Raw genomic sequence first — 20,268 nt, 5'->3', positions numbered from 1 at the left:
CGGGGAGGGGGCTAGAGTCTAATGCCGTCCAGAAGCCAATCGCCACTCAGATCTGTCTGGGTAGATGGTGGGCAATGGTCACAAAAGCTGTAGGAAATGTGGGAGTGCTAGCCGCCTGAGCGTTCAGGGCTCGAGTCTGGCCAGCAGCAGATCAGCACGGGCGAACGTCAAGTCGACTTCGGGCAGCGTCGGGCGCTGCAGTATCAACACAGGCACGCCAAGCTCCCTCGCCACCTCGAGCTTCGGTTCGGTCGCCACGCTGCCGCTGTTCTTGCTGACCAGCACATCGATCCTCCTGCGGGCAAACAAGGCCCGCTCGTCATCGAGCTGAAACGGCCCCCGCGCGCCGATCACCTCGCAGCGTTCATTGCCGGGGCAGGCCTCCAGCGCCCGCAGGGTCCAGAACTGCTCCGAGGGTATCTCGTCGAGATGCTGCAACGGCTCTCGCCCCAAGGTGAACAACGGCCTGTGGAAGGGCTTGAGCGCCTCGATCAGCCTCGCCCAGTCCGCCACTTCACGCCAGTCATCACCGGGCTGGGCCTGCCAGGCCGGGCGGCGCAAGGCCCAGCAGGGGATGCCGACGGCGCGGGCGGCGCTGGCAGCATTGCGGCTGATCTGCGCGGCGTAGGGGTGGGTGGCATCGATCAGCAAGGTGATGCCCGCCTCGCGCAGGTAGCGGGCCAGGCCCTCGGCGCCGCCGTAGCCGCCGACCCGCACCTGGCAGGTGAGGTCCTGCGGCACCCGGCCGATTCCGGCCAGGCTGTAGACATGTTCCGGCCCAAGCTGACGGGCGATGGCCAAAGCTTCGGTGACGCCACCGAGCAGCAGGATGCGCCGGCTCATTGCACACCCGCCTTGCCGACGATGCCGCCCTGGCGGTCGATGGCGAACACTTCCACCTGCACCTGCGCCGGCACCACGCTGCGGGCGAAGGCCAGGGCATGGGCGCACACCGCATCACCCAGGGCGACTCCGGCCGCGTGAGCCAGGGCCAGGGCCTGCTGGCTGGTGTTGGCGGCGATGATCGCCGCCTGCAAGTGCGCATCGGCGCCCACGTCCGCTGCCCAGCCGGCCAGCTGCGGCAGGTCGATGCTCGAATGGCGGCTGTGCAGGTCCATGTGCCCGGCGGCCAACTTGCTGATCTTGCCGAAGCCGCCGCACAGGGTCAGGCGTGGCACCGGCACCTTGCGCAGGTGCTTGAGCACCGCACCGACGAAGTCGCCCATCTCGATCAGGGCGATTTCCGGCAGGCCGTAGACCCGGCGCATGGTGTCTTCGCTGGCATTGCCGGTGCAGGCGGCGATGTGGCGGTAGCCATTGGTGTGGGCCACGTCGATGCCCTGGTGGATCGAGGCGATGTACGCCGAGCACGAGAACGGCCGCACGATGCCGCTGGTGCCGAGAATCGACAGCCCGCCGAGAATGCCCAGGCGCGGGTTCATGGTCTTGAGGGCCAGCGCTTCACCGTCTTGCACGTTCACCGTGACTTCGAAACCGCCCGGGTAGGCGCAGTCCTGGGCCAGCTGCTGCAGGTGCTCGCCGATCATCCGCCGGGGCACCGGGTTGATCGCAGGTTCACCCACGGCCAGCACCAGGCCTGGGCGCGTGACCGTGCCAACGCCAAGCCCGGCGACGAAACGCACGCCCGGCTCAGCCACCAGGCGCACCTGGCTGTAGAGCAGCGCGCCATGGGTGACATCCGGGTCGTCACCGGCATCCTTGAGCGTGCCGGCTTCGGCACGCTCGCCGTCGCGGCGGCAGAACTCCAGGCGCATCTGCACCACCTTGCCCTTGGGCAGGGTGATGCTCACGGCGTCATCCACCTGGCCGGTGAGCAGCAGGCGCGCCGCCGCCAGGCTGGTGGCGGTGGCGCAACTGCCGGTGGTCAGGCCACTGCGCAGCGGGGCCGGTTGTTCACGGGTTTCTTCACGCATCGACGGGTTTCACCACCTCGAGCAAGGTGATCGGCAAGGCCTGGCGCCAGGTATCGAAGGCGCCCAGGGGCTGGGCCTGGGCAACATGGATGCGGGTCAGTTCGCCGCCGTGCCGTTCGCGAAAATGCGCCAGGGCCAGTTCGCTTTGCAAGGTCACGGCATTGGCCACCAGGCGCCCGCCCGGGCGCAGGCGCTCCCAGCACAGCGCCAGTACGCCTTCGCGGGTGACGCCGCCGCCGATGAAGATCGCATCCGGGCGCTCAAGCGCGCTCAGCGCATCCGGCGCCTTGCCCCGCACCAGTTGCAGCCCGGGCACGCCCAGGGCGTCGCGATTGTGTTCGATGAAACCCTGGCGACCTTCATCGGCCTCGATCGCCACTGCCCGGCAGGCAGGATGGGCGCGCATCCATTCGATGCCGATCGAGCCGCAGCCGGCGCCCACGTCCCACAGCAGTTCGCCCGGCTGTGGCGCCAGGCGGGCGAGGGTGATTGCGCGCACATCGCGCTTGGTCAGTTGGCCGTCGTGGCGGAACGCGTTGTCTGGCAAGCCGGCCAGGCGCGACAGGCGCGGTGCATCCGCCGTGGCCTGGCATTCGATGGCGACCAGGTTGAGCGCGGCCGCCGCCGGGTAGGGCCAATCGTCGGCACTGCCCGAAAGCTGGCGCTCGGCCGGCCCACCCAGGTGTTCGAACACCTGCAGGCGGCTCGGCCCGAAGCCGCGCTCGCGCAGCAGCGCCGCGATGGCCGCCGGGCTGTCGCCATCATTGCTCAGCACCAGCAGGCGCATGCCGCTGTACAGGTGGGCATTGAGCGCAGCCAGCGGGCGCGCCACCACCGACACCACCTGCACTTCCTGCAGTGGCCAGCCAAGGCGCGCGGCGGCCAGGGCACAGGAGGAGGGCATCGACAGCACCTGCATTTCTTCGGCCGCGACCTGCCGCGCAAGGCTGGCGCCCACGCCGTAGAACATCGGGTCGCCGCTGGCCAGCACGCACACCGGCTCGCCGCGCAGTGCCAGCACCGGGGCCAGGGAAAACGGGCTTGGCCAGTCCTGCCGCGCGCCACTGATGCAGCGCGGCAGCAAGGCCAGCTGGCGAGGGCTGCCGATGATCCGCGAAGCGCCCAGCAAGGCGCGCCGGGCCTGCTTGCCCAGGCCGCTGAAACCGTCTTCGCCAATGCCTATTACTGTCAGCCAGGGTGCCATTCGATCCAATCCGCCCATCATCCGCGACCACCGGCTTTTCATGCCGCCGGACAAAGCAGGCATAATACCGCGCCTTCTACACTCAAGCGCATTTTCAGCGATTGCCGGACGCCCCTTTGAAGCAGGTCCATACCCCTACCGTTTCGCCCCGTCCCTCGGCCTGCCCGGGGTTGTGGCGCATCGTCAGTGCCCGTGACGGCGGCATCTGCCGCATCAAGCTGCCCGGCGGCCTGCTGCTGGCCGAGCAGGCCGAGGCGGTGGCGGGGGCGGCCGAGCGCTATGCCTCGGGGGTGATCGAGGCGACCAACCGCGGCAACCTGCAGATTCGCGGCATCGGCAACGACCACGCAGGGTTGCTCGACAGCCTGCTGGCAGCCGGGCTCGGCCCACGGGATGCGGCCAGCGATGATGTGCGCAACCTGATGCTCAGCCCCTTGGCCGGGCATGACCCGTCGATGCTGCTGGATGTGCGGCCGCTGGCCGGGCAGATTCTCGACCTGCTGCAAGGCACGCCACGCTTTCACCAGCTGTCGGCCAAGTTTGCCGTGCAGCTGGACGGCGGCGAAGGCCTGGCCATGCTCGAACACCCCCACGACCTGTGGCTCTGCGCCCTGCGCCTCGAGCAGCAGACCTGGCTGGCATTCGGCCTTGCCGGCAGCCCGGCCAGTGGTCGCGTGCTCGGCGCCGTGCCGCTGGAGCAGGGCCCGGCGCTGGTGCGGGCGGTGCTCGAACGCTTCCTCGATTTGGCGACCCCCGAGCAGGCGCGCATGCGCCAGTTGCTGCAGGCGTGCCCGGCCGACCGGTTCGTCGATGGCCTTGGCCTGCAGGTGCGCCGCGATGCGGCCGTGCTCGGCTGGCGCCGTGAGGCGGCTCCAAGCCCATGGCTGGGCGCCATCGACCAGCAGCAGGGCCTGGCCCTGGGCGTGGCGCCACCGCTGGGCAGGTTCACCCCCGCGATGCTGCGAGGCATCGCCCAGGTCGCCCGCGAACTAGGCGACGCCAGCGTGCGCCTGAGCCCTTGGCAGAGCCTGGTGCTGACCAACATCGACCCCGCCGGCCTGGCGCAGGCCCAGCGCACGCTGTCGGCCCTGGGCCTGCTGTGTCATGCCCACGAACCCCTGGCGCGCATCGTCGCCTGCACCGGTGCCAGCGGCTGCGCCAAGGCGCTCGGGCAGACCAAGGCCGATGCGCTGGCGCTGTCGGCGCTGCTGCCCGCAGGCGCCCCGGCCAGCGTGCACCTGTCGGGCTGCGCCCGCTCCTGTGCCATGGCCCATGCCGCCCCGGCCACCCTGCTGGCCCGTGCCCCGGGCCGCTACGACCTCTATTTGCGTGACGCGCGCCAACCGGGCTTCGGTGCCCTGCGCGCCACCGACCTCACCTTGAATGAAGCAGGCGCCATGCTCGCCCTGCCGACGGAGCACCTTGATGATTGACTACATCCGCGATGGTCAGGAGATTTATCGCAATTCCTTCCGGATCATCCGCGAGGAAGCCCGGCTCGAGCGGATTCCCGCCGACCTGGAAAAGCTGGCTGTGCGGGTGATCCACGCCTGCGGCATGGTCGAGGCGATCGACGGCCTGCAGTTCTCCGAAGGTGCCGGCCGTGCCGGGCGTGAAGCCCTGGCCAACGGCGCGCCGATCCTCTGCGATGCGCACATGGTGGCCGAAGGCATCACCCGTGCGCGCCTGCCGGCCAACAACCAGGTCATCTGCACCCTGCGCGACCCCAGCGTCCCGGGCCTGGCCAAGGACGCCGGCAACACCCGCTCGGCGGTGGCGCTGGAGCTGTGGCGGCCGCACCTGGAAGGCAGCGTGGTGGTGATCGGCAACGCGCCGACCGCGCTGTTCTACCTGCTGGAAATGCTCGACGCCGGCGCACCCAAGCCTGCGCTGATCCTCGGCTTCCCGGTCGGCTTCGTCGGCGCGGCAGAGTCCAAGGCGATGCTCGCCGCCGACAGCCGCGGCGTGCCGTTCGTGATCATGCAGGGCCGCCTGGGCGGCAGCGCGATGGCTGCCGCCGCAGTCAACGCCCTGGCCACGGAGGTGGAATGATGGCGCCGCGCGGACGTCTGCTGGGCCTGGGCGTAGGCCCGGGCGACCCTGAACTGATCACCGTCAAAGCCCTGCGCCTGTTGCGCGAGGCCCCGGTGGTCGCCTACTTCGTGGCCAAGGGCAAGCGTGGCAATGCCTTCGGCATCATCGAGGCGCACCTGCAAGGCGAACAGGCCCTGTTGCCGCTGGTGTACCCGGTGACCACCGAGGCGCTGCCGGCGCCGCTGTCCTACGAGCAGGTGATCAGCGACTTCTACGATGAAGCCAGCGTGCAGGTGGCCGAACACCTGGACGCCGGGCGCGACGTGGCGGTGATCTGCGAGGGCGACCCGTTCTTCTACGGCTCCTACATGTACCTGCATGACCGCCTGGCGCAGCGCTTCGAGGCCGAAGTGATCCCGGGCGTCTGCTCCATGCTCGGCGGCGCTTCGGTGCTGGGCGCCCCGCTGGTGTATCGCAACCAGAGCTTGTCGGTGCTGTCGGGCGTGCTGCCTGCCGAGGAGCTCAAGCGGCGCCTGGCCGACGCCGATGCGGCGGTGATCATGAAGCTTGGGCGCAACTTCCCCAAGGTACGTGAGGTGCTGGTGGAACTGGGCCTGGACGGGCGTGCGCTGTACGTCGAGCGCGCCACCATGGCCAACCAGAAGATCGTGCCGCTGGACGAGGTCGACCCGCAATCCTCGCCTTACTTCTCGCTGATCATCGTGCCGGGTGAAAAATGGCAGGGATGAGCATGCACAGCGCCCCGGCAATCATCGTCCTCGGCCCGGGCAGCCTGGCCACGGCGCAACGGATCCAGCAGCGTTATCCGGCGGCGACGATCCACGGCCTCAGTGGCCGGGTCGAAGGCGCCGATGCGTATTACCAGGCGTTCGGCGACACGCTGCGCGCGCTGTACCTGCAGGGCACGCCGATCGTCGCCTTGTGCGCGGCAGGCATCGTCATCCGCAGCCTTGCCAGCCTGCTTGGCGAGAAGGGCGAGGAGCCGCCGGTGCTGGCAGTGGCCGAGGACGGCAGCGCCGTGGTGCCGCTGCTTGGCGGGCTCAGTGGCGTCAACGTCATGGCCCGCGAGCTGGGCGACGCGCTGGGCGTGGCGGCAGCCATCACCACCAGTGGCGAGCTGCGCTTTGGCACCTGCCTGCTGAACCCGCCCGAAGGCTATGCCTTGGCGGATATCGAGCAGGGCAAGCGTTTCGTCTCCGACCTGCTGGCGGGCGAAGCGGTGCGTGTCGAAGGCGACGCGCCCTGGTTGCTGCAGGCTCAGTTGCCGGCCAGCGACAGTGCCCAGCGCACCATTCATGTGGGCTGCGATGCACGCCCGGCCAGCCGCGACGAGTTGCTGATCCACCGCCGCTCGCTGGTGGTGGCGCTTGCCGAAGCCGGGCCGGATCTGCTGGCGCGGATTCGCGATGCGCTGCGCGAGGCAGGCCTGGCGGAGCAGGCACTGGCTTGCCTATTGGCCGTCGATACCTTGATGGCCGAGCCCGCGCTGCATGAGGCGGCTGCGGCACTTGGCGTGGGCCTGCGTTTTGCGCCGCCTTCCGCCAGCCTGGCCAGCCTGCTGGCCGACGAAATACCGGGCGCCACGCTGGTGGAGCAGGCAGACATGGTCATCGCCATCGCCCCGGCACCTGTCGATGTGGCCCGGGTCGGTCGCCGCCGTGGCCGCCTGGCAGTGATCGGCCTTGGCCCGGGCGCCGCCGAACTGATGGTGCCTGCGGTGAAGGCCGAGCTGGGGCGTGCCGAAGACGTGCTGGGCTATGAAACCTATGTGCGCATGGCCGGCCCGTTCCGCGATGACCAGGTGCTGCACTGCACCGACAACCGTGAAGAAATGCAGCGCGCCAGGCATGCCTTCGAGCTCGCCGCCCAAGGCCGTTCGGTGGTGGTGGTGTCGTCGGGCGACCCGGGCGTGTTCGCCATGGCTGCCGCAGTGCTCGAAGCGCTGCACGCATCCGACGACCCGGCCTGGCACCGTGTCGACCTGCAAATGCTGCCGGGGGTTTCAGCGTCGCTGGCCACCGCTGCCCAGGCCGGTGCGCCGCTGGGGCATGACTTCTGCGTGATGTCGCTGTCGGACAACCTCAAGCCCTGGTCAATCATCGAAAAACGCCTGGACCTGGCGGCCCAGGCCGACCTGGTACTGGCCTTCTACAACCCGATTTCCAGATCCAGGCCGCACCAGCTTGGGCGGGCGCTGGAGGTTGTGCGTCGGCACCGGGAGGGGAATACACCTGTAGTGCTTGGCCGTGACATCGGTAGGCCGGGGCAGACGCTCAAGGTGGTGTCGCTGGCCGAACTGGTGCCGGAGATGGTCGACATGCGCACCATGGTGCTGCTGGGCTCCTCCACCACCTGCCAGTTCCCCAAGGCCGATGGCACTCAGTGGGTGTATACGCCGCGCTGGTACCCCAGCGCAGGCTGAGCACCAAGGGAAACGGGTCATGCCTGCTCCCCCGTCATTTGCAGCATAGGGTGAAGGCCCCTCGACGATCCCCGTCGGGGCCTTCAAGGTACTCTGCACATGACCGATCAAAACCCTGTCAGTGGCGACAGCATCGCCGTCGTCGAACAATCCCTCCTCGCGCTGAGCGCTGGCATTTCCGCGCAAAAACGCCGCGATGCCAAAACCACCTTCCAGTTCGCCTCTCGCGTGGCTTCCAAGCAGCACGATCGCGATGGCGAATCCGAGGCCTGGTTCAACAAGTTCCTGGAAGTGATGCGCACCTGTGGCTGGGTGGTGGGCAAGCGCTCCTACGAGCGTGACTACGACCAAAGCCGCTCGCTGACCCTGGGGCCGGTGGCCTTCAAGGTCGCCAGTGCTGCCGGCCAGGCCTTGCTCGGCGGCCCGCTGGGCGAGGCCATCACCCAGTTGATCGGCAAGGGCCTGGAGGCGCTGGGCGGCATCACCCAAGCGCAGGAAATCTACAAGCAGAACATCAAGGGCCACCCGGTCTCGACCACGGGCCTGGCGGCCTGTATCGAAACTCCCGAGGGTGAACTGTTCATGCTGGTGAACGCCTTCAGTGCTTCGCCGAGCGAAAACGACCTGGATACCCTGGTGTTCGAGTGGAAGAGCTCGAGCACGGAGCGGTACAGCGGTTCGGTCGTGCTGAGCTTCAACGAGGTGGTGTACACCGACGAGGTGCGGGCGTCGATCGAAGGCAAGCTCATCGACAAGGCAGTTAAGGCCGTCAGCGAATTCGAGATCTGATCTGCAGCGGGGCCTGATGGCCCCGTTTTCTTTTTCTGCGCTTGAAACTCGAGGTATTTCGATGAGTAAGGATAGTTATTCCCTGTGGCTCGCTGGCGGCACGGCCTTGCTGGTCGCGCAGGCAGCGCTGCCACAAAGGCAGTACGCGCTGGACTCTCTGCTGTACGCCCAGCTGCATTCAGACAAGCTCAATGGCTCACGTTTTGAGAACTATGCGCGTTGGTACAGCGGCTACCGCACGGCACTGGAGGAGCGTGGCTGGGTTCTCACCCGCAGTCACAGCGATTACCAGGAGAGTGCCGTCGCCTTGCCGCTGAATTTGCTCAGGGACAGGTTGCAGGCACGCCACCCCGACCTATCCGGCTATCTGCAAGCGGCCGTTACCCAGCTGACCCAGAATCCGGCGCAGCAGTGCCTGAGTTCATTCACCGTGGCCAAAAGCGGCGTCGTCCATGAGCTGGGCGTTCTGTTACCAGGCCCGTCGATCGATCTCTGCGGGCTGGCCCACGACGGTTTGGCGAAAGGGATCGACCTGCGCGAAAGCGTTTTGACATTGGGCGACTATGTGTCTGAATCTGATCACTGCGAGCTGCACACTGTGCTGGAGCTCAAGCAGCAGAGCAAACACATCAGGCAGCTGGGCCTACTCGAACAGGAGGCTGGCCATGGACCGACATGAAGCCGCCGTGGTGGGTGGCAGCCTGGTGTCCTTGCTCCCTGGAATCAACCAGCGTCAGCGCGAGGCCGTGAAGCTGGCGTCGTTGTGGGCCGAGGATGCGACCATGAATGACGTGCCGCACGAATCGGCCGAAGCGCAGTACCGCTATTACCTGAGAAAGCTGATGCACCTGGGCACGGATGCGAAGTCGGCAGAGCAGGTCCACTGGCCTGATCCACAGCGTGCGATCAAAGTCGAACAGGTGCTAGGCAGGATCAATGCCGTCGCCGGGGAAGTTCACGCCAGCCACATGTCACTGACGTTTGAAGCGCTGAAAAGAAACGGCAAGCCATTGCTGCATTTCGAGTCGCAAAGCAATCAGCGCGCGCAATTTCAGCTGTTGTCTTGCGCGCCTTCGAGCAGCAATTACGTTGACATCGTCCTGTATCACGAAGCGGGGGAGGGTTCAGCCTTCACGGCGGGCTTTCTTTTTCGCGAACGGCGCAACATGCGGGTCAACGCCGAGCTGGTGCGCTTCAATACCCTGCAGTTCGACCTGCTTTGGCGCAGTGCGGTCGAGGGAGGGCTGCAAGTGATGTCGCTCAAGGACATCCATGAGATGGAGATCTAGGGCAGCAGGTAGCCCTTGATCCCTGTAAAGATGATCTGCGCCGCCAGCGCGCAGACGAACAACCCCATCAGCCGGCTGACGATCTGCAGGCCCTGGTCGCCGAGGATGCGTTCGATGCCATGCGAGAGGTACAGCACCAGGCCCACGGTGAAGCTGGCCAGGGCAATGCTGATGATCGCCAGCAGCTTGTCGTCCCAATGCGGTTGCCCCACGCCCATCACCAGCAGTGCACCGATGGTGCCGGGGCCTACCGTGAGCGGGATGGTCAGCGGCACGATGGTCACATCCTGCTGCACGTTGTCGGCCTGAACGGCCGGCTTGCCCTGGGCCATGCTCAGGGCCGAGATGAACAGCACGCTGCCGGCGCCGATGCGAAAGGCGTCGGCGGTGATGCCGAAGATGCCGAAGATCACCCGGCCGAACAGATACAACAGCACGCTGGCAACCAGCGCCGCAAAGGCCACCTTCCAGGCCAGCTGCTTGCGCTCCTTGCTGGAGTGGCCGCGGGTCAGGCTGATGAAGCACGACAGCACGAAGAACGGGCTGTAGAGCACGAGCATCTTGAGGTAGACACTGAACAACTCATGGAGCATGAGCGCGATTCCTGGCAGGGCCGTCGAGGGCAGGGCTTACCCGTGACGCGGGGGATGCAGCCACTATAGTTCAGGAGGTATGCAGCGGATCGTCAGCCTTGGCTTCGCGCTGCCTGGCCCAGTACTGGATCAGCTCGCGCAGCTGCGAAAGCTCCACCGGCTTGGCCATGTGCCCATCCATGCCGGCCAGGCGCGCGCGCTCCTTGTGCTCGGCCAGGATGTGCGCGGTCAGGGCCACGACCGGCGTGCGCCGGCGCTGGTTGGCCAGCTCCCAGTCGCGCAGCTGCTGGGTCGCGGAGAAGCCATCGAGAATCGGCATTTCGCAGTCCATCAACACCAGGTCATAGCGCTGGGCCTTCATTGCCTGCAGGGCTTCTTCGCCGTTGCTGGCGGTGTCAGGCTCCAGGTTCAGCTTGCCCAGCATGCCGCGGATCACCTTGGTCGAGATGCTGTTGTCTTCGGCCACCAGCACGCGGAAGTCCCCCGGAAGCTCCGGCGCCGATGGCGTGTTTGCCACGCTGCTCGGCACCGCCTGCTCGCGGCCGCGCTGGGCCAGTTCTTCGGCCAGGGTGGTCTTCAGGGTGTAGCCGGCCACCGGTTTGGCGAGGATGCGCTTGACCCCGGCGTTGCGGGCGATGACCTTGCTCGGCGCGTTGCTGATGCCGGTGAGCATCACCACCAGGATGTCGTGGTTCAGGCTCGGGTCTTCCTTGATCTTGGCCGCCAGCTGCATGCCGGTCATGCCAGGCATGTTCTGGTCGAGCAGCACCGCATCGAAGTAGTCGCGCAGGTGCGCCTTGGTCCGCAGCAGGGCCAGCGCTTCCTTGCCGGACGGCACCGCGCTGACATTCATGCCCCAGGCGCTGCACTGTTGCACCAGCACCTTGCGGCAGGTGTCGTTGTCGTCCACCACCAGCACCCGGGCGTCGCGCAGCGGGCCGTCGAGGTCGGCCGGCGGCTGCTCCAGGCGCGAGGGGTCGAGCGGCAGGGTCAGCCACAGGGTGTTGCCCATGCTGGTGCTGCTCTTGATGCCGAACTCGCCCTGCATCAGGCCGATGAGCTGCTTGGCGATCACCAGGCCCAGGTGGCCACCGAGCTTGTTGCTGGAAAGGAAGTGGTGGCTGTGCAGCTCGGCCTGCAGCAGGGCTTCGCGCTCGGCGGCCGGCAGCGGCTCGCCGCTGTCCTGCACGGCGATGCGCAGGCGTGGCACTTCGCCGCGCTGGTCCAGCGCCACCACCAGCAGGATCTCGCCCTGGTCGGTGTTCTTCAGGGCGTTTTCCAGCAGGCTCGACAGGGCCTGGCGCAGACGCGTCGGGTCGCCGCTGATCACCCGCGGTACCTGCGGCTGGGTGAAGCTGATCAGCTCGATGTTCTGCTGCTCGGCCTTGGCTCGGAAGATGTTCAGGCAATCTTCGATCAGGGCGTTGAGGTCGAACTGCACGTCGTCCAGTTCGATCTGCCGCGATTCGAGCTTGGAAATGTCGAGAATCTCGTTGATCAGCGTGAGCAGTTCGTTGCCGGCGCTGTGGATGGTCTGCACGTAATCGCGCTGCTTGACCGACAGCGGCGTGCCCAGCAGCAGCTCGGTCATGCCCAGCACGCCGTTCATGGGGGTGCGGATTTCGTGGCTGATCTTGGCCAGGAACTCGGCCTTGGCATTGATTTCGGCATCGCTGGCGGCCAGCGCCCGGCTGGCGCTGAAACGCTCTTCGCTCATGCGCCGCAAGCGCTCGCTGACGGCCAGGTTGAGCAACAGCCCGCACACCACCGTCAGGCCCATGAGGATGCACAGCAGCCATGGCGTGGAGGTGCGGGTGAGGCCCAGCAGGGCCGGCAGCAGTACCAGGCCACCGAGGTTGAACACCAGCATGGCCAGGCTGAACAGCCGTGCCGGCGTGTAGCCCTTGTACCAGTGGTAGCTGCTGACCAGCAGCATGGTCAGGCTGCCCAGGGCCAGCAGGGCATAGGTCATCAGGTTGAGCGGCAGGGTGTCGACGAACAGCAGGATCAGCCCGCTGACCGCAGTGACCAGCATTTCGCCCTGCAGCAGGCGGTCGAGCCGCGGCGAGCGGCAGGGGGCGAAGAAGTGCTGGGTGAAATACAACCCCGCCAGGCCCGCCAGCACCAGCGTGAGGTAGGCGGCCGGGGTTTGTGCGCTGTGCCACAGGTGCCACCAGGGGCCGCTGAGGTTGAGCAGGATCAGGCCGCTGAGCAGCATCAGGCCGTGGTACAGGGCAAGAATCAGGGTGGTGCTGGAGCGGGTGTAGAGGAAGCGGATCAGGTTGTGCAGGATCAGCATCAGCAAACCGCCGAAGAGCATGCCGAACAGCAACGGCAGGCTATGGTCGGAGGCGGCCACGGCCGCAGGCTCGAGGCTGATGGCCGGGCGCAGCTGGTGCTCGGAGACCAGGCGCAGGTAGATATCCAGCGGGTGCGTGCTGTTGGGCAGTGGCAGTACATGGTCGCTGCCGCGCAGGGTCGGGCTGGCGTTGCCGGCCTGGCGGCCATGGCGCAGCTGGCGCAGCAACTTGTCGCCATCGAGGGCGTACAGGTCCAGGTGCGAGAGGTCGGGGGCGAATACCCGCAGCAGTTGCTCCTGGTCACCCGGTTCCAGGCGGTAATGCAGCCACAGTGCCTGTTCGGCAGGGGCGGCATCGAGTTCGCCGAGGGTGGTGGGGCTGAACTGGCTGCGATAGCGATCGGAACGCACATCGCTCAATTGCAGGTTGGCCTGTTCGTCGAGCAGAACGGACCAGCCACCGCCTTGCTCGGCCGAAGCCGGGAGCAGGCAGAGCAAGGTCAGCAAGCTGACGATCAGAGCTGTGGCAATCCGAAGCCGACGCACTACGAGATCCCTTCCTAGCCGATGTGCCGGGTATTAACTATGCGCGGCGCGCCAAGTCGAAGGCAAGGCCCCAGTGGGGCCTCGTCGACGAGCCGAATGCCGCATGCGCTAGGCGCAGCGGCCATTCGGTAAAACTTACTGCTGGTGTTCACCGCGCTCGCGGGCGATGGCCCGGTAGCCGATGTCGGTGCGGTAGAAGCTACCGTTCCAGGACACTTCCTTGGCCAGGCGGTAGGCCTGCTGCTGGGCGTCGGCCACGCTGGCGCCCATGGCGGTGGCGCAGAGCACGCGGCCGCCGTTGCTGACCACTTGGCCATCCTTGAGCGAAGTGCCGGCGTGGAATACCTTGCCTTCGATCTTGGCGGCTGCATCCAGGCCGTTGATCACGTCGCCCTTGGCGTAGTCGCCCGGGTAGCCACCGGCAGCCAGCACCACGCCCAGGCTCGGGCGCGGGTCCCACTGGGCCTCGACCTTGTCCAGGGCCTTGGCGAAGGCGGCTTCGATCAGCAGCACCAGGCTCGACTCCAGGCGCAGCATGACCGGCTGGGTTTCAGGGTCGCCGAAGCGGCAGTTGAACTCGATGACCTTGGGGTTGCCCGCCTTGTCGATCATCAGGCCGGCATAAAGGAAGCCGGTGTACACGTTGCCTTCCTCGGCCATGCCGCGCACGGTCGGCCAGATCACCTGGTCCATCACGCGCTGGTGCACGTCGGCGGTGACCACCGGCGCCGGGGAGTAGGCACCCATGCCGCCGGTGTTGGGGCCGGTGTCCTGGTCGCCGACGCGCTTGTGGTCCTGGCTGGTGGCCATGGGCAGCACGTTGTGGCCGTCGACCATGACGATGAAGCTGGCTTCCTCGCCGTCGAGGAACTCTTCGATCACCACGCGCGAACCTGCGTCACCGAAGGCGTTGCCGGCGAGCATGTCACGCACGGCGTCTTCGGCTTCCTGCAGGGTCATGGCGACGATCACGCCCTTGCCTGCGGCCAGGCCGTCGGCCTTGATCACGATCGGCGCGCCCTTTTCCTTCAGGTAGGCCAGGGCTGGCTCGATCTCGGTGAAGTTCTGGTAGTCGGCGGTCGGGATCTTGTGGCGTGCCAGGAAGTCCTTGGTAAAGGCCTTGGAACCTTCCAGCTGGGCCGCGCCCTTGGTCGGGCCGAAGCAGTCCAGGCCGCGGCTGCGGAACAGGTCGACGACGCCGATGACCAGTGGCGCTTCTGGGCCGACGATGGTCAGGTCGACGTTCTTTTCGGCGAAATCGGCCAGTTGCTCGAGGGCGGTGACGTCGATGGCGACGTTCTCGCACTTGGCTTCGATGGCGGTGCCGGCGTTGCCCGGGGCAACGAAGACTTTCTCGACGCGTGGGTCCTGGGCGACTTTCCAGGCCAGGGCGTGCTCACGGCCGCCGCTGCCGATGATCAAAACTTTCATGTCAAAACCTCTGTTTGGCGGCGATCCTCGTTCCCTGTAGGAGCGGCCTTGTGTCGCGAAAGGGCTGCAAGGCAGCCCCAGGGTTCATGCGGCGATGCTTGAAACCTGGGGCCGCTTTGCGGCCCTTTCGCGACACAAGGCCGCTCCTACAGGGCCGGGGATCGCCCGGCCATCTTGATTAGTGGCGGAAGTGGCGCATGCCGGTGAACACCATCGCGATGCCGGCTTCGTCGGCAGCGGCGATGACTTCAGCATCACGCATCGAACCACCCGGCTGGATCACGGCGCTGATACCCACTTTAGCCGCATTGTCGATGCCATCACGGAACGGGAAGAACGCATCCGAAGCCATCACCGCGCCCTGCACCTGCAGGCCAGCATGCTCGGCCTTGATGGCAGCGATGCGGGCGGAGTTGACGCGGCTCATCTGGCCGGCGCCGACGCCGATGGTCTGGCGCTGCTTGGCGTAGACGATGGCGTTGGACTTGACGAACTTGGCCACTTTCCAGGCGAACACCAGGTCGTGGATCTCTTGCTCGGTCGGTGCACGCTTGGTGACGATCTTCAAATCTTCGGCGGTGATCATGCCGTTGTCGCGGCTCTGCACCAGCAGGCCACCGTTGACGCGCTTGAAGTCCCAACCGGCAGCACGCTCGGCAGGCCACTCGCCGCACTCGAGCAGGCGCACGTTCTGCTTGGCCGCTACCACGTCGCGGGCAGCCTGGGAGATTTTCGGGGCGATGATCACTTCGACGAACTGGCGCTCGACGATGGCCTTGGCGGTTTCGCCGTCCAGCTCGCGGTTGAAGGCGATGATGCCGCCGAACGCCGACTCGGTGTCGGTGGCGTAGGCCAGGTCGTAGGCCTTGCGGATGCCGCCTTCGTCTTCAGGCACCACGGCCACGCCGCACGGGTTGGCGTGCTTGACGATGACGCAGGCCGGCTTGACGAAGCTCTTCACGCACTCCAACGCGGCGTCGGTGTCGGCCACGTTGTTGAACGACAGCTCCTTGCCCTGCAGCTGGATGGCGGTGGAAACGCTGGCCTCGCCTTTTTTCGCTTCAACGTAGAACGCCGCGCTCTGGTGCGGGTTCTCGCCGTAGCGCATTTCCTGGGCCTTGACGAACTGGCTGTTGAAGGTGCGCGGGAATTCGCTGCGCGCTTCGGTGGACAGCGTGTCCTTGGCCTGGTCGATGGTGCCCATGTAGTTGGCGATCATGCCGTCGTAGGCGGCGGTGTGCTCGAACGCCTTGAGCATCAGGTCGAAGCGCTGGGCGTAGGTCAGGCCACCGGCCTTGAGGCCTTCGAGGACGCTGGCGTAGTCGCTGGCGTTGACCACGATGGCCACGTCCTTGTGGTTCTTGGCTGCCGAACGGACCATGGTCGGGCCGCCGATGTCGATGTTCTCGATGGCGGTCGGCAGGTCACAGCCAGGCTTGGCGATGGTGGCTTCGAACGGGTACAGGTTGACGGCGACCAGGTCGATCGGCTTGATGCCGTGCTCGTTCATGATGGCGTCGTCGACGCCGCGACGGCCGAGGATGCCACCGTGGATCTTCGGGTGCAGGGTCTTGACCCGGCCATCCATCATTTCGGCGAAGCCAGTGTAGTCGGCCACTTCCACCGCGTTCACGCCGTTGTCCTTGAGCAGCTTGTAGGTGCCACCGGTGGACAGGATCTCGACACCGAGCTGTTGCAGCTCACGAGCGAATTCGAGGATACCGGTCTTGTCGGAGACGCTGATCAGGGCGCGGCGGACTGGCAGGCGGGTAGTCTGGTCGGTCATTTCGGATTCCAATAACGCGGTGGAGTCAGCAAAAAAGGCGCCTCTGTTCAGGGAGCCGCCTTTTCTGATTGGGATTCTGGCTTACAGCAAGTCGTACTGCTTGAGCTTCTTGCGCAGGGTGCCTCGGTTCAGTCCGAGCATCTCGCTGGCCTTGGTCTGGTTGCCCTTGACGTAATTCATCACGCTCTCGAGCAGGGGCGCCTCGACTTCGGAGAGCACCAGGTTGTACACGTCAGTGACGGTTGCGCCTTCCAGGTGTGCGAAGTAGTTGTGCAGCGCCTTCTCGACGCTGTCGCGAAGGGTCTGGCCCTCTTCGCTCGGCGTGTTGAGGTGCTGTTTGAGGTTGGCGTTGTCGCTCACGGGCGTTGTTCCACTCACTAATGTCTCGGTCATCATCGTCATGCGGCCACCCCTTGTTCGTCCTCTGTCTCAAGGCTCTGTCGACGTTCGCTGAAGTACTCGCGAACGTTGGCGCACTGCGCTTGTGTGTCTTCCAAAGCGTTGAACCGGGAGCGAAACTCCTTGCCGCCGGGTCGTGTTGCCAGGTACCAGCCAACGTGCTTGCGGGCGATACGAACGCCCATCACATCGCCATAGAAGGCGTGCAGCGCAGCCAGGTGCTCCAGCAGGATTCGTTCCACTTCGTCCAGCTTGGCGGCAGGCAGGTGCTCGCCGGTCGCCAGGTAATGCGCGATCTCGCGAAAGATCCAGGGGCGCCCTTGGGCGGCCCGGCCGATCAGCAGACCGTCGACCCCGGTGGCGTCCAGCACCGCCCGGGCCTTTTCTGGCGAAGTGATATCGCCGTTGGCAAAAACCGGGATGGACACCGCCTGCTTGATGGCAGCGATGGTGTCGTATTCGGCTTCGCCGGTGTACAGGTCGGCGCGTGTGCGGCCATGCACCGCCAGCGCCTGGATGCCGGCCTGTTCGGCGAGCTTCGCCACGTTCAGGCCGTTCTTGTTCGCCCGGTCCCAGCCGGTACGAATCTTCAGGGTCACCGGGACGTCCACCGCACCGACCACGGCGTGGAGGATCTCGCTGACCAAAGCTTCATCTCTCAATAAAGCAGAGCCTGCAGCTTTGTTGCAGACTTTTTTTGCCGGGCAGCCCATGTTGATATCGATGATCTGGGCACCCGCCTCGACGTTGGCCCGGGCCGCCGCCGCCATCATCTGCGCATCGCCACCGGCGATCTGTACCGAGCGTGGCTCGGGATCACCTTCGTGGATGCGGCGCAGGCTCGACTTGCGGCTGTTCCACAGGCTCATGTCGCTGCTGACCATCTCCGACACCACCATGCCCGCGCCCAGGCGCTGGCAAAGTGTACGGAAAGGCTGGTCCGTGACCCCGGCCATGGGCGCGAGGATCAGGTTGTTGCGTAGTGTGTATGGGCCGATGCGTACCGCCGACATAGGTGTTCCCTGTTGTGGGGCCGAATCATTGGAGTCGAAAAAGGGTTGGCATGATACCCGCTCTCGGTGACCGGATAAAGATGGATTTGGATAAATTCTGAACAGTTGTCGGCTTATGCCTCAACGCAAACCGAGCGCCTTTGCAGGCCCCCGCAGGGCAGGCTGCGGGGCACTGGTTATTCGGGGGAGCGGAAGCTGAGGCTGTAGTTCACGGCCTTGGGGCCCGGGTCGAGGATGTCCAGGGCGATGTGGATCGGCGTCTGGCTGGGCATTTCGCCACGCCCGGCCAACTCGCCCGAGAGGTATTCGCTGGGTTTGAAGCGACGGCTGGCGATGAGCTGGCCGTTGAGGTCGGCGAAACGCAGCTCCAGCAGCGGGAACGGCTGGGCGAACGGGGCACGGTTGTAGATGATCGCGTCGACGATCAGCGCGCCCTTGAAGTCCGGGTGGCTGCGCACCACCAGGTTGCTGCTCTTGATGCGCGCGATATCGACGCGGGTCGGCACCTGGCAGCCCAACATCGGGCACAGTTGCTGGAAGATCGGCCGGTACTGGTCCTGGCGGGCCATTTCGTCGAAGTGGAACCACACATACTGGAACGCCAAAAGGCCTGCGGCCAGCAGGGTCAGCACGCCCCACAGCAGGCGCTTGCCCCAGTTGGGCTTGGGTTTTTCCCAGCCCAGTTGCAGCGGGTCGTCGACCACGTCGACCAGCGGTTCCTTGCGCGACGGGCGCTCGGCCTTGGCGGCAAAGCCAGGCTCCAGGCGCTCGCCGGGCAGCGGCTCGACAGGCTCGTCATCGCGCGCCGACAGATGGATGTCCATTTCGTCGTCATCCCGGGCGCTCAGGCCTTTTGCATGGATGACGTCATCGTCGTCGCTGGCATGCGGCTCGTCGAAACGCTCGGGTTCGGCAGGCGCGGCACGCTCGTCTTCGAGGTCCAGGTCCAGGTTGGTGCCCAGGGTCGGCTCGGTGCGATCACCGGGGGCCGGCTCCAGGTCCAGTGGCTCCTGCTCCAGCAATACCGGGGCGGGCTCGTGATGGGCTGGGGTGTCCGGGTGCTCGTCGGTGGCGGTGCCGAACAGCGCATCGTCATCCTCGTCGCCGGCCGGCTCGTCGCGCCGCGCCTGCAAGGCCTGCGAGGGTGCGGCGGGGCGCGGTTCCTCAGGCTTGCTGCGGCGCTCCAGGCGCGCCAGTTCCTGGTCCAGGTCGAGTTCGTCCAGGGCTTGCGCGGTGGCGGCCCAATCCTCGGGCTCGACCGGCGGGCGCACGACAGGGGCCGGCTCCGGCGCCGCCACGGGCTCGACCAGCGCTGCTGGCGCAGGCGCTGCAGCAGGCTCGCCGCCGGCCTTGGCGCGGGTCTGCTCGAGCAACTGCTTCGCCGCATTGAACACCTGCAGGCAATGCCCGCAGCGCACCACGCCGCGCGCTACGCTCAGCTGGTGGTGAGTGACGCGAAAGCTGGTCTGGCAATGCGGGCACTGGGTGACGAAACTGTCGGTCATGCGGCGATCCGGGGGGGCTGTGCAGAGGTTAAGTCTAGGCCCGCTTAGCGGCGGCGACCACTGATGCGTACCCAGCCGTCGCGCACGACGATCGGGTCCAGCTCGAAGTCGGCGGCGTAGGCGGCGGCCACTTCCTCACCCTGTTCGGCGAGGATGCCCGACAGCGCCAGCAAGCCGCCTGGGCGAACCAGGCCGGACAGTTGCGGCGCCAGCGAGACCAGCGGCCCTGCGAGGATGTTGGCGACCAGTACGTCGGCCTGCATGGCCGGCATCTGCTCGGGCAGGTACAGGGCGAACTTGTCATCGCTGATGCCGTTGCGCTGGGCGTTGTCGCGCGAAGCTTCCAGGGCCTGCACGTCGATGTCGGTACCGACCGCCTCACGGGCGCCGAGCAGCAGCGCGGCAATCGCCAGGATGCCCGAGCCGCAGCCGAAGTCGAGCACCTGGGTGCCTTGCATCTGCTGGCCGTCGAGCCATTCCAGGCACAACGCGGTGGTCGGGTGGGTGCCGGTGCCAAAGGCCAGGCCCGGGTCGAGCAGCAGGTTGACCGCGTCCTTTTCCGGCGCCTCGTGCCAGCTCGGCACGATCCACAGGCGCTGGCCGAAACGCATCGGCTGGAAGTTGTCCATCCAGCTGCGTTCCCAGTCCTGGTCCTCGATCACCTCGGCGTGGTGCTCGGGCAGTTCGGCGTTGGTCAGCAGGCGCAGGTGGGCGAACACCGCTTCAGGCTGGGCGTGCGCTTCGAACAGGGCCAGCAAGTGGGTGTGCGACCACAGCGGGGTGGTGTTGAGGTCGGGTTCGAAGATCGGCTGGTCTTCGGCATCCATGAACGTGACCGAGACGGCGCCGACTTCGAGCAGGGCGTCTTCGTAGGTTTCGGCTTGTTCCGGGCTGATGGCCAGGCGTACTTGCAGCCAAGGCATGGCGGGCACCTTTGGTAAATCGACAGGGGCAGCCCGAGGCTGCGCGAAGGCTGGCAGTTTACGCGAGTGCAGGGGGTTTG

Annotated in this window: 18 protein-coding genes; 7 read left to right on the top strand and 11 right to left on the bottom strand. The window is 66.3% G+C overall.

Going from position 1 to position 20,268, the window contains the following annotated elements:
• Positions 1-123: 123 nt before the first annotated feature.
• Genes ACIPG5_RS03735 through cbiE form a run of 3 tightly spaced genes read right to left on the bottom strand, consistent with a single transcriptional unit; the run spans position 124 to position 3,138 of the window.
• The gene (locus ACIPG5_RS03735) at positions 124-843 is read right to left on the bottom strand and encodes a cobalt-precorrin-6A reductase (RefSeq protein WP_401373409.1); all 720 of its coding nucleotides are present in this window, start codon (positions 841-843) and stop codon (positions 124-126) included.
• Positions 840-1,934, bottom strand: a complete 1,095-nt coding sequence (locus tag ACIPG5_RS03730; RefSeq protein WP_401373407.1) for a cobalt-precorrin-5B (C(1))-methyltransferase — start codon at positions 1,932-1,934, stop codon at positions 840-842. Before ACIPG5_RS03730 ends, ACIPG5_RS03735 begins: the two co-directional genes overlap by 4 nt.
• Positions 1,927-3,138: a precorrin-6y C5,15-methyltransferase (decarboxylating) subunit CbiE gene (cbiE, locus tag ACIPG5_RS03725; protein ID WP_401373405.1), complete on the bottom strand. Its 1,212-nt coding sequence runs from the start codon at positions 3,136-3,138 to the stop codon at positions 1,927-1,929. The genes ACIPG5_RS03730 and cbiE overlap by 8 nt, the downstream gene beginning before the upstream one ends.
• A gap of 101 nt (positions 3,139-3,239) precedes the next feature.
• Here cbiE and cobG point away from each other — a divergent pair, with 101 nt between their 5' ends.
• The 7 genes from cobG (at position 3,240) to ACIPG5_RS03690 (ending at position 9,693) form a co-directional block, all read left to right on the top strand.
• A complete protein-coding gene (gene cobG / locus ACIPG5_RS03720) occupies positions 3,240-4,571 on the top strand; it encodes a precorrin-3B synthase (protein ID WP_401373403.1) in 1,332 nt (443 codons plus the stop codon).
• Positions 4,564-5,190 carry a precorrin-8X methylmutase gene (locus ACIPG5_RS03715; protein WP_236236670.1) on the top strand — a complete coding sequence of 209 codons (627 nt, stop codon included), beginning with the start codon at positions 4,564-4,566 and terminating at the stop codon, positions 5,188-5,190. Before cobG ends, ACIPG5_RS03715 begins: the two co-directional genes overlap by 8 nt.
• Positions 5,187-5,921, top strand: coding sequence for a precorrin-2 C(20)-methyltransferase (locus tag ACIPG5_RS03710; RefSeq protein WP_176513319.1), 735 nt, complete (start codon positions 5,187-5,189; stop codon positions 5,919-5,921). Before ACIPG5_RS03715 ends, ACIPG5_RS03710 begins: the two co-directional genes overlap by 4 nt.
• Before the next feature lie 2 nt (positions 5,922-5,923).
• Positions 5,924-7,615 (top strand): precorrin-3B C(17)-methyltransferase, encoded by a 1,692-nt coding sequence (cobJ, locus tag ACIPG5_RS03705; RefSeq protein ID WP_401373749.1) that lies wholly within the window; start codon positions 5,924-5,926, stop codon positions 7,613-7,615.
• A 99-nt stretch (positions 7,616-7,714) separates the two neighbouring features.
• Positions 7,715-8,404 (top strand): hypothetical protein, encoded by a 690-nt coding sequence (locus ACIPG5_RS03700; protein ID WP_401373400.1) that lies wholly within the window; start codon positions 7,715-7,717, stop codon positions 8,402-8,404.
• A gap of 61 nt (positions 8,405-8,465) precedes the next feature.
• The gene (locus ACIPG5_RS03695; protein ID WP_401373398.1) at positions 8,466-9,083 is read left to right on the top strand and encodes a hypothetical protein; all 618 of its coding nucleotides are present in this window, start codon (positions 8,466-8,468) and stop codon (positions 9,081-9,083) included.
• Positions 9,070-9,693, top strand: a complete 624-nt coding sequence (locus tag ACIPG5_RS03690; protein WP_401373396.1) for a hypothetical protein — start codon at positions 9,070-9,072, stop codon at positions 9,691-9,693. Before ACIPG5_RS03695 ends, ACIPG5_RS03690 begins: the two co-directional genes overlap by 14 nt.
• Here the strand turns inward: ACIPG5_RS03690 and ACIPG5_RS03685 are convergent.
• From ACIPG5_RS03685 to prmA, 8 genes are all read right to left on the bottom strand, one after another.
• On the bottom strand, positions 9,690-10,286 hold the full coding sequence (locus tag ACIPG5_RS03685) for a MarC family protein (protein ID WP_176513328.1): 597 nt from the start codon (positions 10,284-10,286) through the stop codon (positions 9,690-9,692). The genes ACIPG5_RS03690 and ACIPG5_RS03685 overlap by 4 nt on opposite strands.
• Positions 10,287-10,356: 70 nt before the next feature.
• Positions 10,357-13,131, bottom strand: coding sequence for a hybrid sensor histidine kinase/response regulator (locus ACIPG5_RS03680; RefSeq protein ID WP_236236665.1), 2,775 nt, complete (start codon positions 13,129-13,131; stop codon positions 10,357-10,359).
• Between the two features lie 135 nt (positions 13,132-13,266).
• A complete protein-coding gene (gene purD / locus ACIPG5_RS03675; protein WP_236236664.1) occupies positions 13,267-14,562 on the bottom strand; it encodes a phosphoribosylamine--glycine ligase in 1,296 nt (431 codons plus the stop codon).
• 178 nt (positions 14,563-14,740) lie between these two features.
• Positions 14,741-16,348 carry a bifunctional phosphoribosylaminoimidazolecarboxamide formyltransferase/IMP cyclohydrolase gene (gene purH / locus ACIPG5_RS03670; protein WP_012316411.1) on the bottom strand — a complete coding sequence of 536 codons (1,608 nt, stop codon included), beginning with the start codon at positions 16,346-16,348 and terminating at the stop codon, positions 14,741-14,743.
• A gap of 81 nt (positions 16,349-16,429) precedes the next feature.
• Positions 16,430-16,750: a DNA-binding transcriptional regulator Fis gene (gene fis / locus ACIPG5_RS03665; RefSeq protein ID WP_008093076.1), complete on the bottom strand. Its 321-nt coding sequence runs from the start codon at positions 16,748-16,750 to the stop codon at positions 16,430-16,432.
• Positions 16,747-17,760: a tRNA dihydrouridine synthase DusB gene (dusB, locus tag ACIPG5_RS03660; RefSeq protein ID WP_176518065.1), complete on the bottom strand. Its 1,014-nt coding sequence runs from the start codon at positions 17,758-17,760 to the stop codon at positions 16,747-16,749. Before dusB ends, fis begins: the two co-directional genes overlap by 4 nt.
• Positions 17,761-17,936: 176 nt before the next feature.
• Entirely contained in the window at positions 17,937-19,265 is a 1,329-nt protein-coding gene (locus tag ACIPG5_RS03655) for a DUF3426 domain-containing protein (protein WP_401373392.1), read from the bottom strand.
• A 44-nt stretch (positions 19,266-19,309) separates the two neighbouring features.
• Positions 19,310-20,188, bottom strand: coding sequence for a 50S ribosomal protein L11 methyltransferase (prmA, locus tag ACIPG5_RS03650; RefSeq protein WP_176518063.1), 879 nt, complete (start codon positions 20,186-20,188; stop codon positions 19,310-19,312).
• Between the last annotated feature and the right edge of the window lie 80 nt (positions 20,189-20,268).

This window comes from Pseudomonas sp. NPDC087029 (assembly GCF_044745345.1).
In the GTDB taxonomy this organism is placed as follows: Bacteria; Pseudomonadota; Gammaproteobacteria; order Pseudomonadales; family Pseudomonadaceae; genus Aquipseudomonas; species Aquipseudomonas faucium.
The sequence above is the reverse complement of the archived record's forward strand: the minus strand, read 5'-3'. Positions and strand labels throughout refer to the sequence as shown.

What these genes read in the sequence shown, in the direction of transcription:
- dusB (WP_176518065.1), bottom strand. Translation starts at nt 17,760, where the DNA reads ATGTCGGCGGTACGCATCGGCCCATACACACTACGCAACAACCTGATC.
- fis (WP_008093076.1), bottom strand. Translation starts at nt 16,750, where the DNA reads ATGACGATGATGACCGAGACATTAGTGAGTGGAACAACGCCCGTGAGC.
- purH (WP_012316411.1), bottom strand. Translation starts at nt 16,348, where the DNA reads ATGACCGACCAGACTACCCGCCTGCCAGTCCGCCGCGCCCTGATCAGC.
- ACIPG5_RS03690 (WP_401373396.1), top strand. Translation starts at nt 9,070, where the DNA reads ATGGACCGACATGAAGCCGCCGTGGTGGGTGGCAGCCTGGTGTCCTTG.
- cobJ (WP_401373749.1), top strand. Translation starts at nt 5,924, where the DNA reads ATGCACAGCGCCCCGGCAATCATCGTCCTCGGCCCGGGCAGCCTGGCC.
- purD (WP_236236664.1), bottom strand. Translation starts at nt 14,562, where the DNA reads ATGAAAGTTTTGATCATCGGCAGCGGCGGCCGTGAGCACGCCCTGGCC.
- ACIPG5_RS03735 (WP_401373409.1), bottom strand. Translation starts at nt 843, where the DNA reads ATGAGCCGGCGCATCCTGCTGCTCGGTGGCGTCACCGAAGCTTTGGCC.
- ACIPG5_RS03700 (WP_401373400.1), top strand. Translation starts at nt 7,715, where the DNA reads ATGACCGATCAAAACCCTGTCAGTGGCGACAGCATCGCCGTCGTCGAA.
- ACIPG5_RS03685 (WP_176513328.1), bottom strand. Translation starts at nt 10,286, where the DNA reads ATGCTCCATGAGTTGTTCAGTGTCTACCTCAAGATGCTCGTGCTCTAC.
- ACIPG5_RS03695 (WP_401373398.1), top strand. Translation starts at nt 8,466, where the DNA reads ATGAGTAAGGATAGTTATTCCCTGTGGCTCGCTGGCGGCACGGCCTTG.
- cbiE (WP_401373405.1), bottom strand. Translation starts at nt 3,138, where the DNA reads ATGGCACCCTGGCTGACAGTAATAGGCATTGGCGAAGACGGTTTCAGC.
- ACIPG5_RS03715 (WP_236236670.1), top strand. Translation starts at nt 4,564, where the DNA reads ATGATTGACTACATCCGCGATGGTCAGGAGATTTATCGCAATTCCTTC.
- ACIPG5_RS03730 (WP_401373407.1), bottom strand. Translation starts at nt 1,934, where the DNA reads ATGCGTGAAGAAACCCGTGAACAACCGGCCCCGCTGCGCAGTGGCCTG.
- prmA (WP_176518063.1), bottom strand. Translation starts at nt 20,188, where the DNA reads ATGCCTTGGCTGCAAGTACGCCTGGCCATCAGCCCGGAACAAGCCGAA.
- ACIPG5_RS03710 (WP_176513319.1), top strand. Translation starts at nt 5,187, where the DNA reads ATGATGGCGCCGCGCGGACGTCTGCTGGGCCTGGGCGTAGGCCCGGGC.
- ACIPG5_RS03655 (WP_401373392.1), bottom strand. Translation starts at nt 19,265, where the DNA reads ATGACCGACAGTTTCGTCACCCAGTGCCCGCATTGCCAGACCAGCTTT.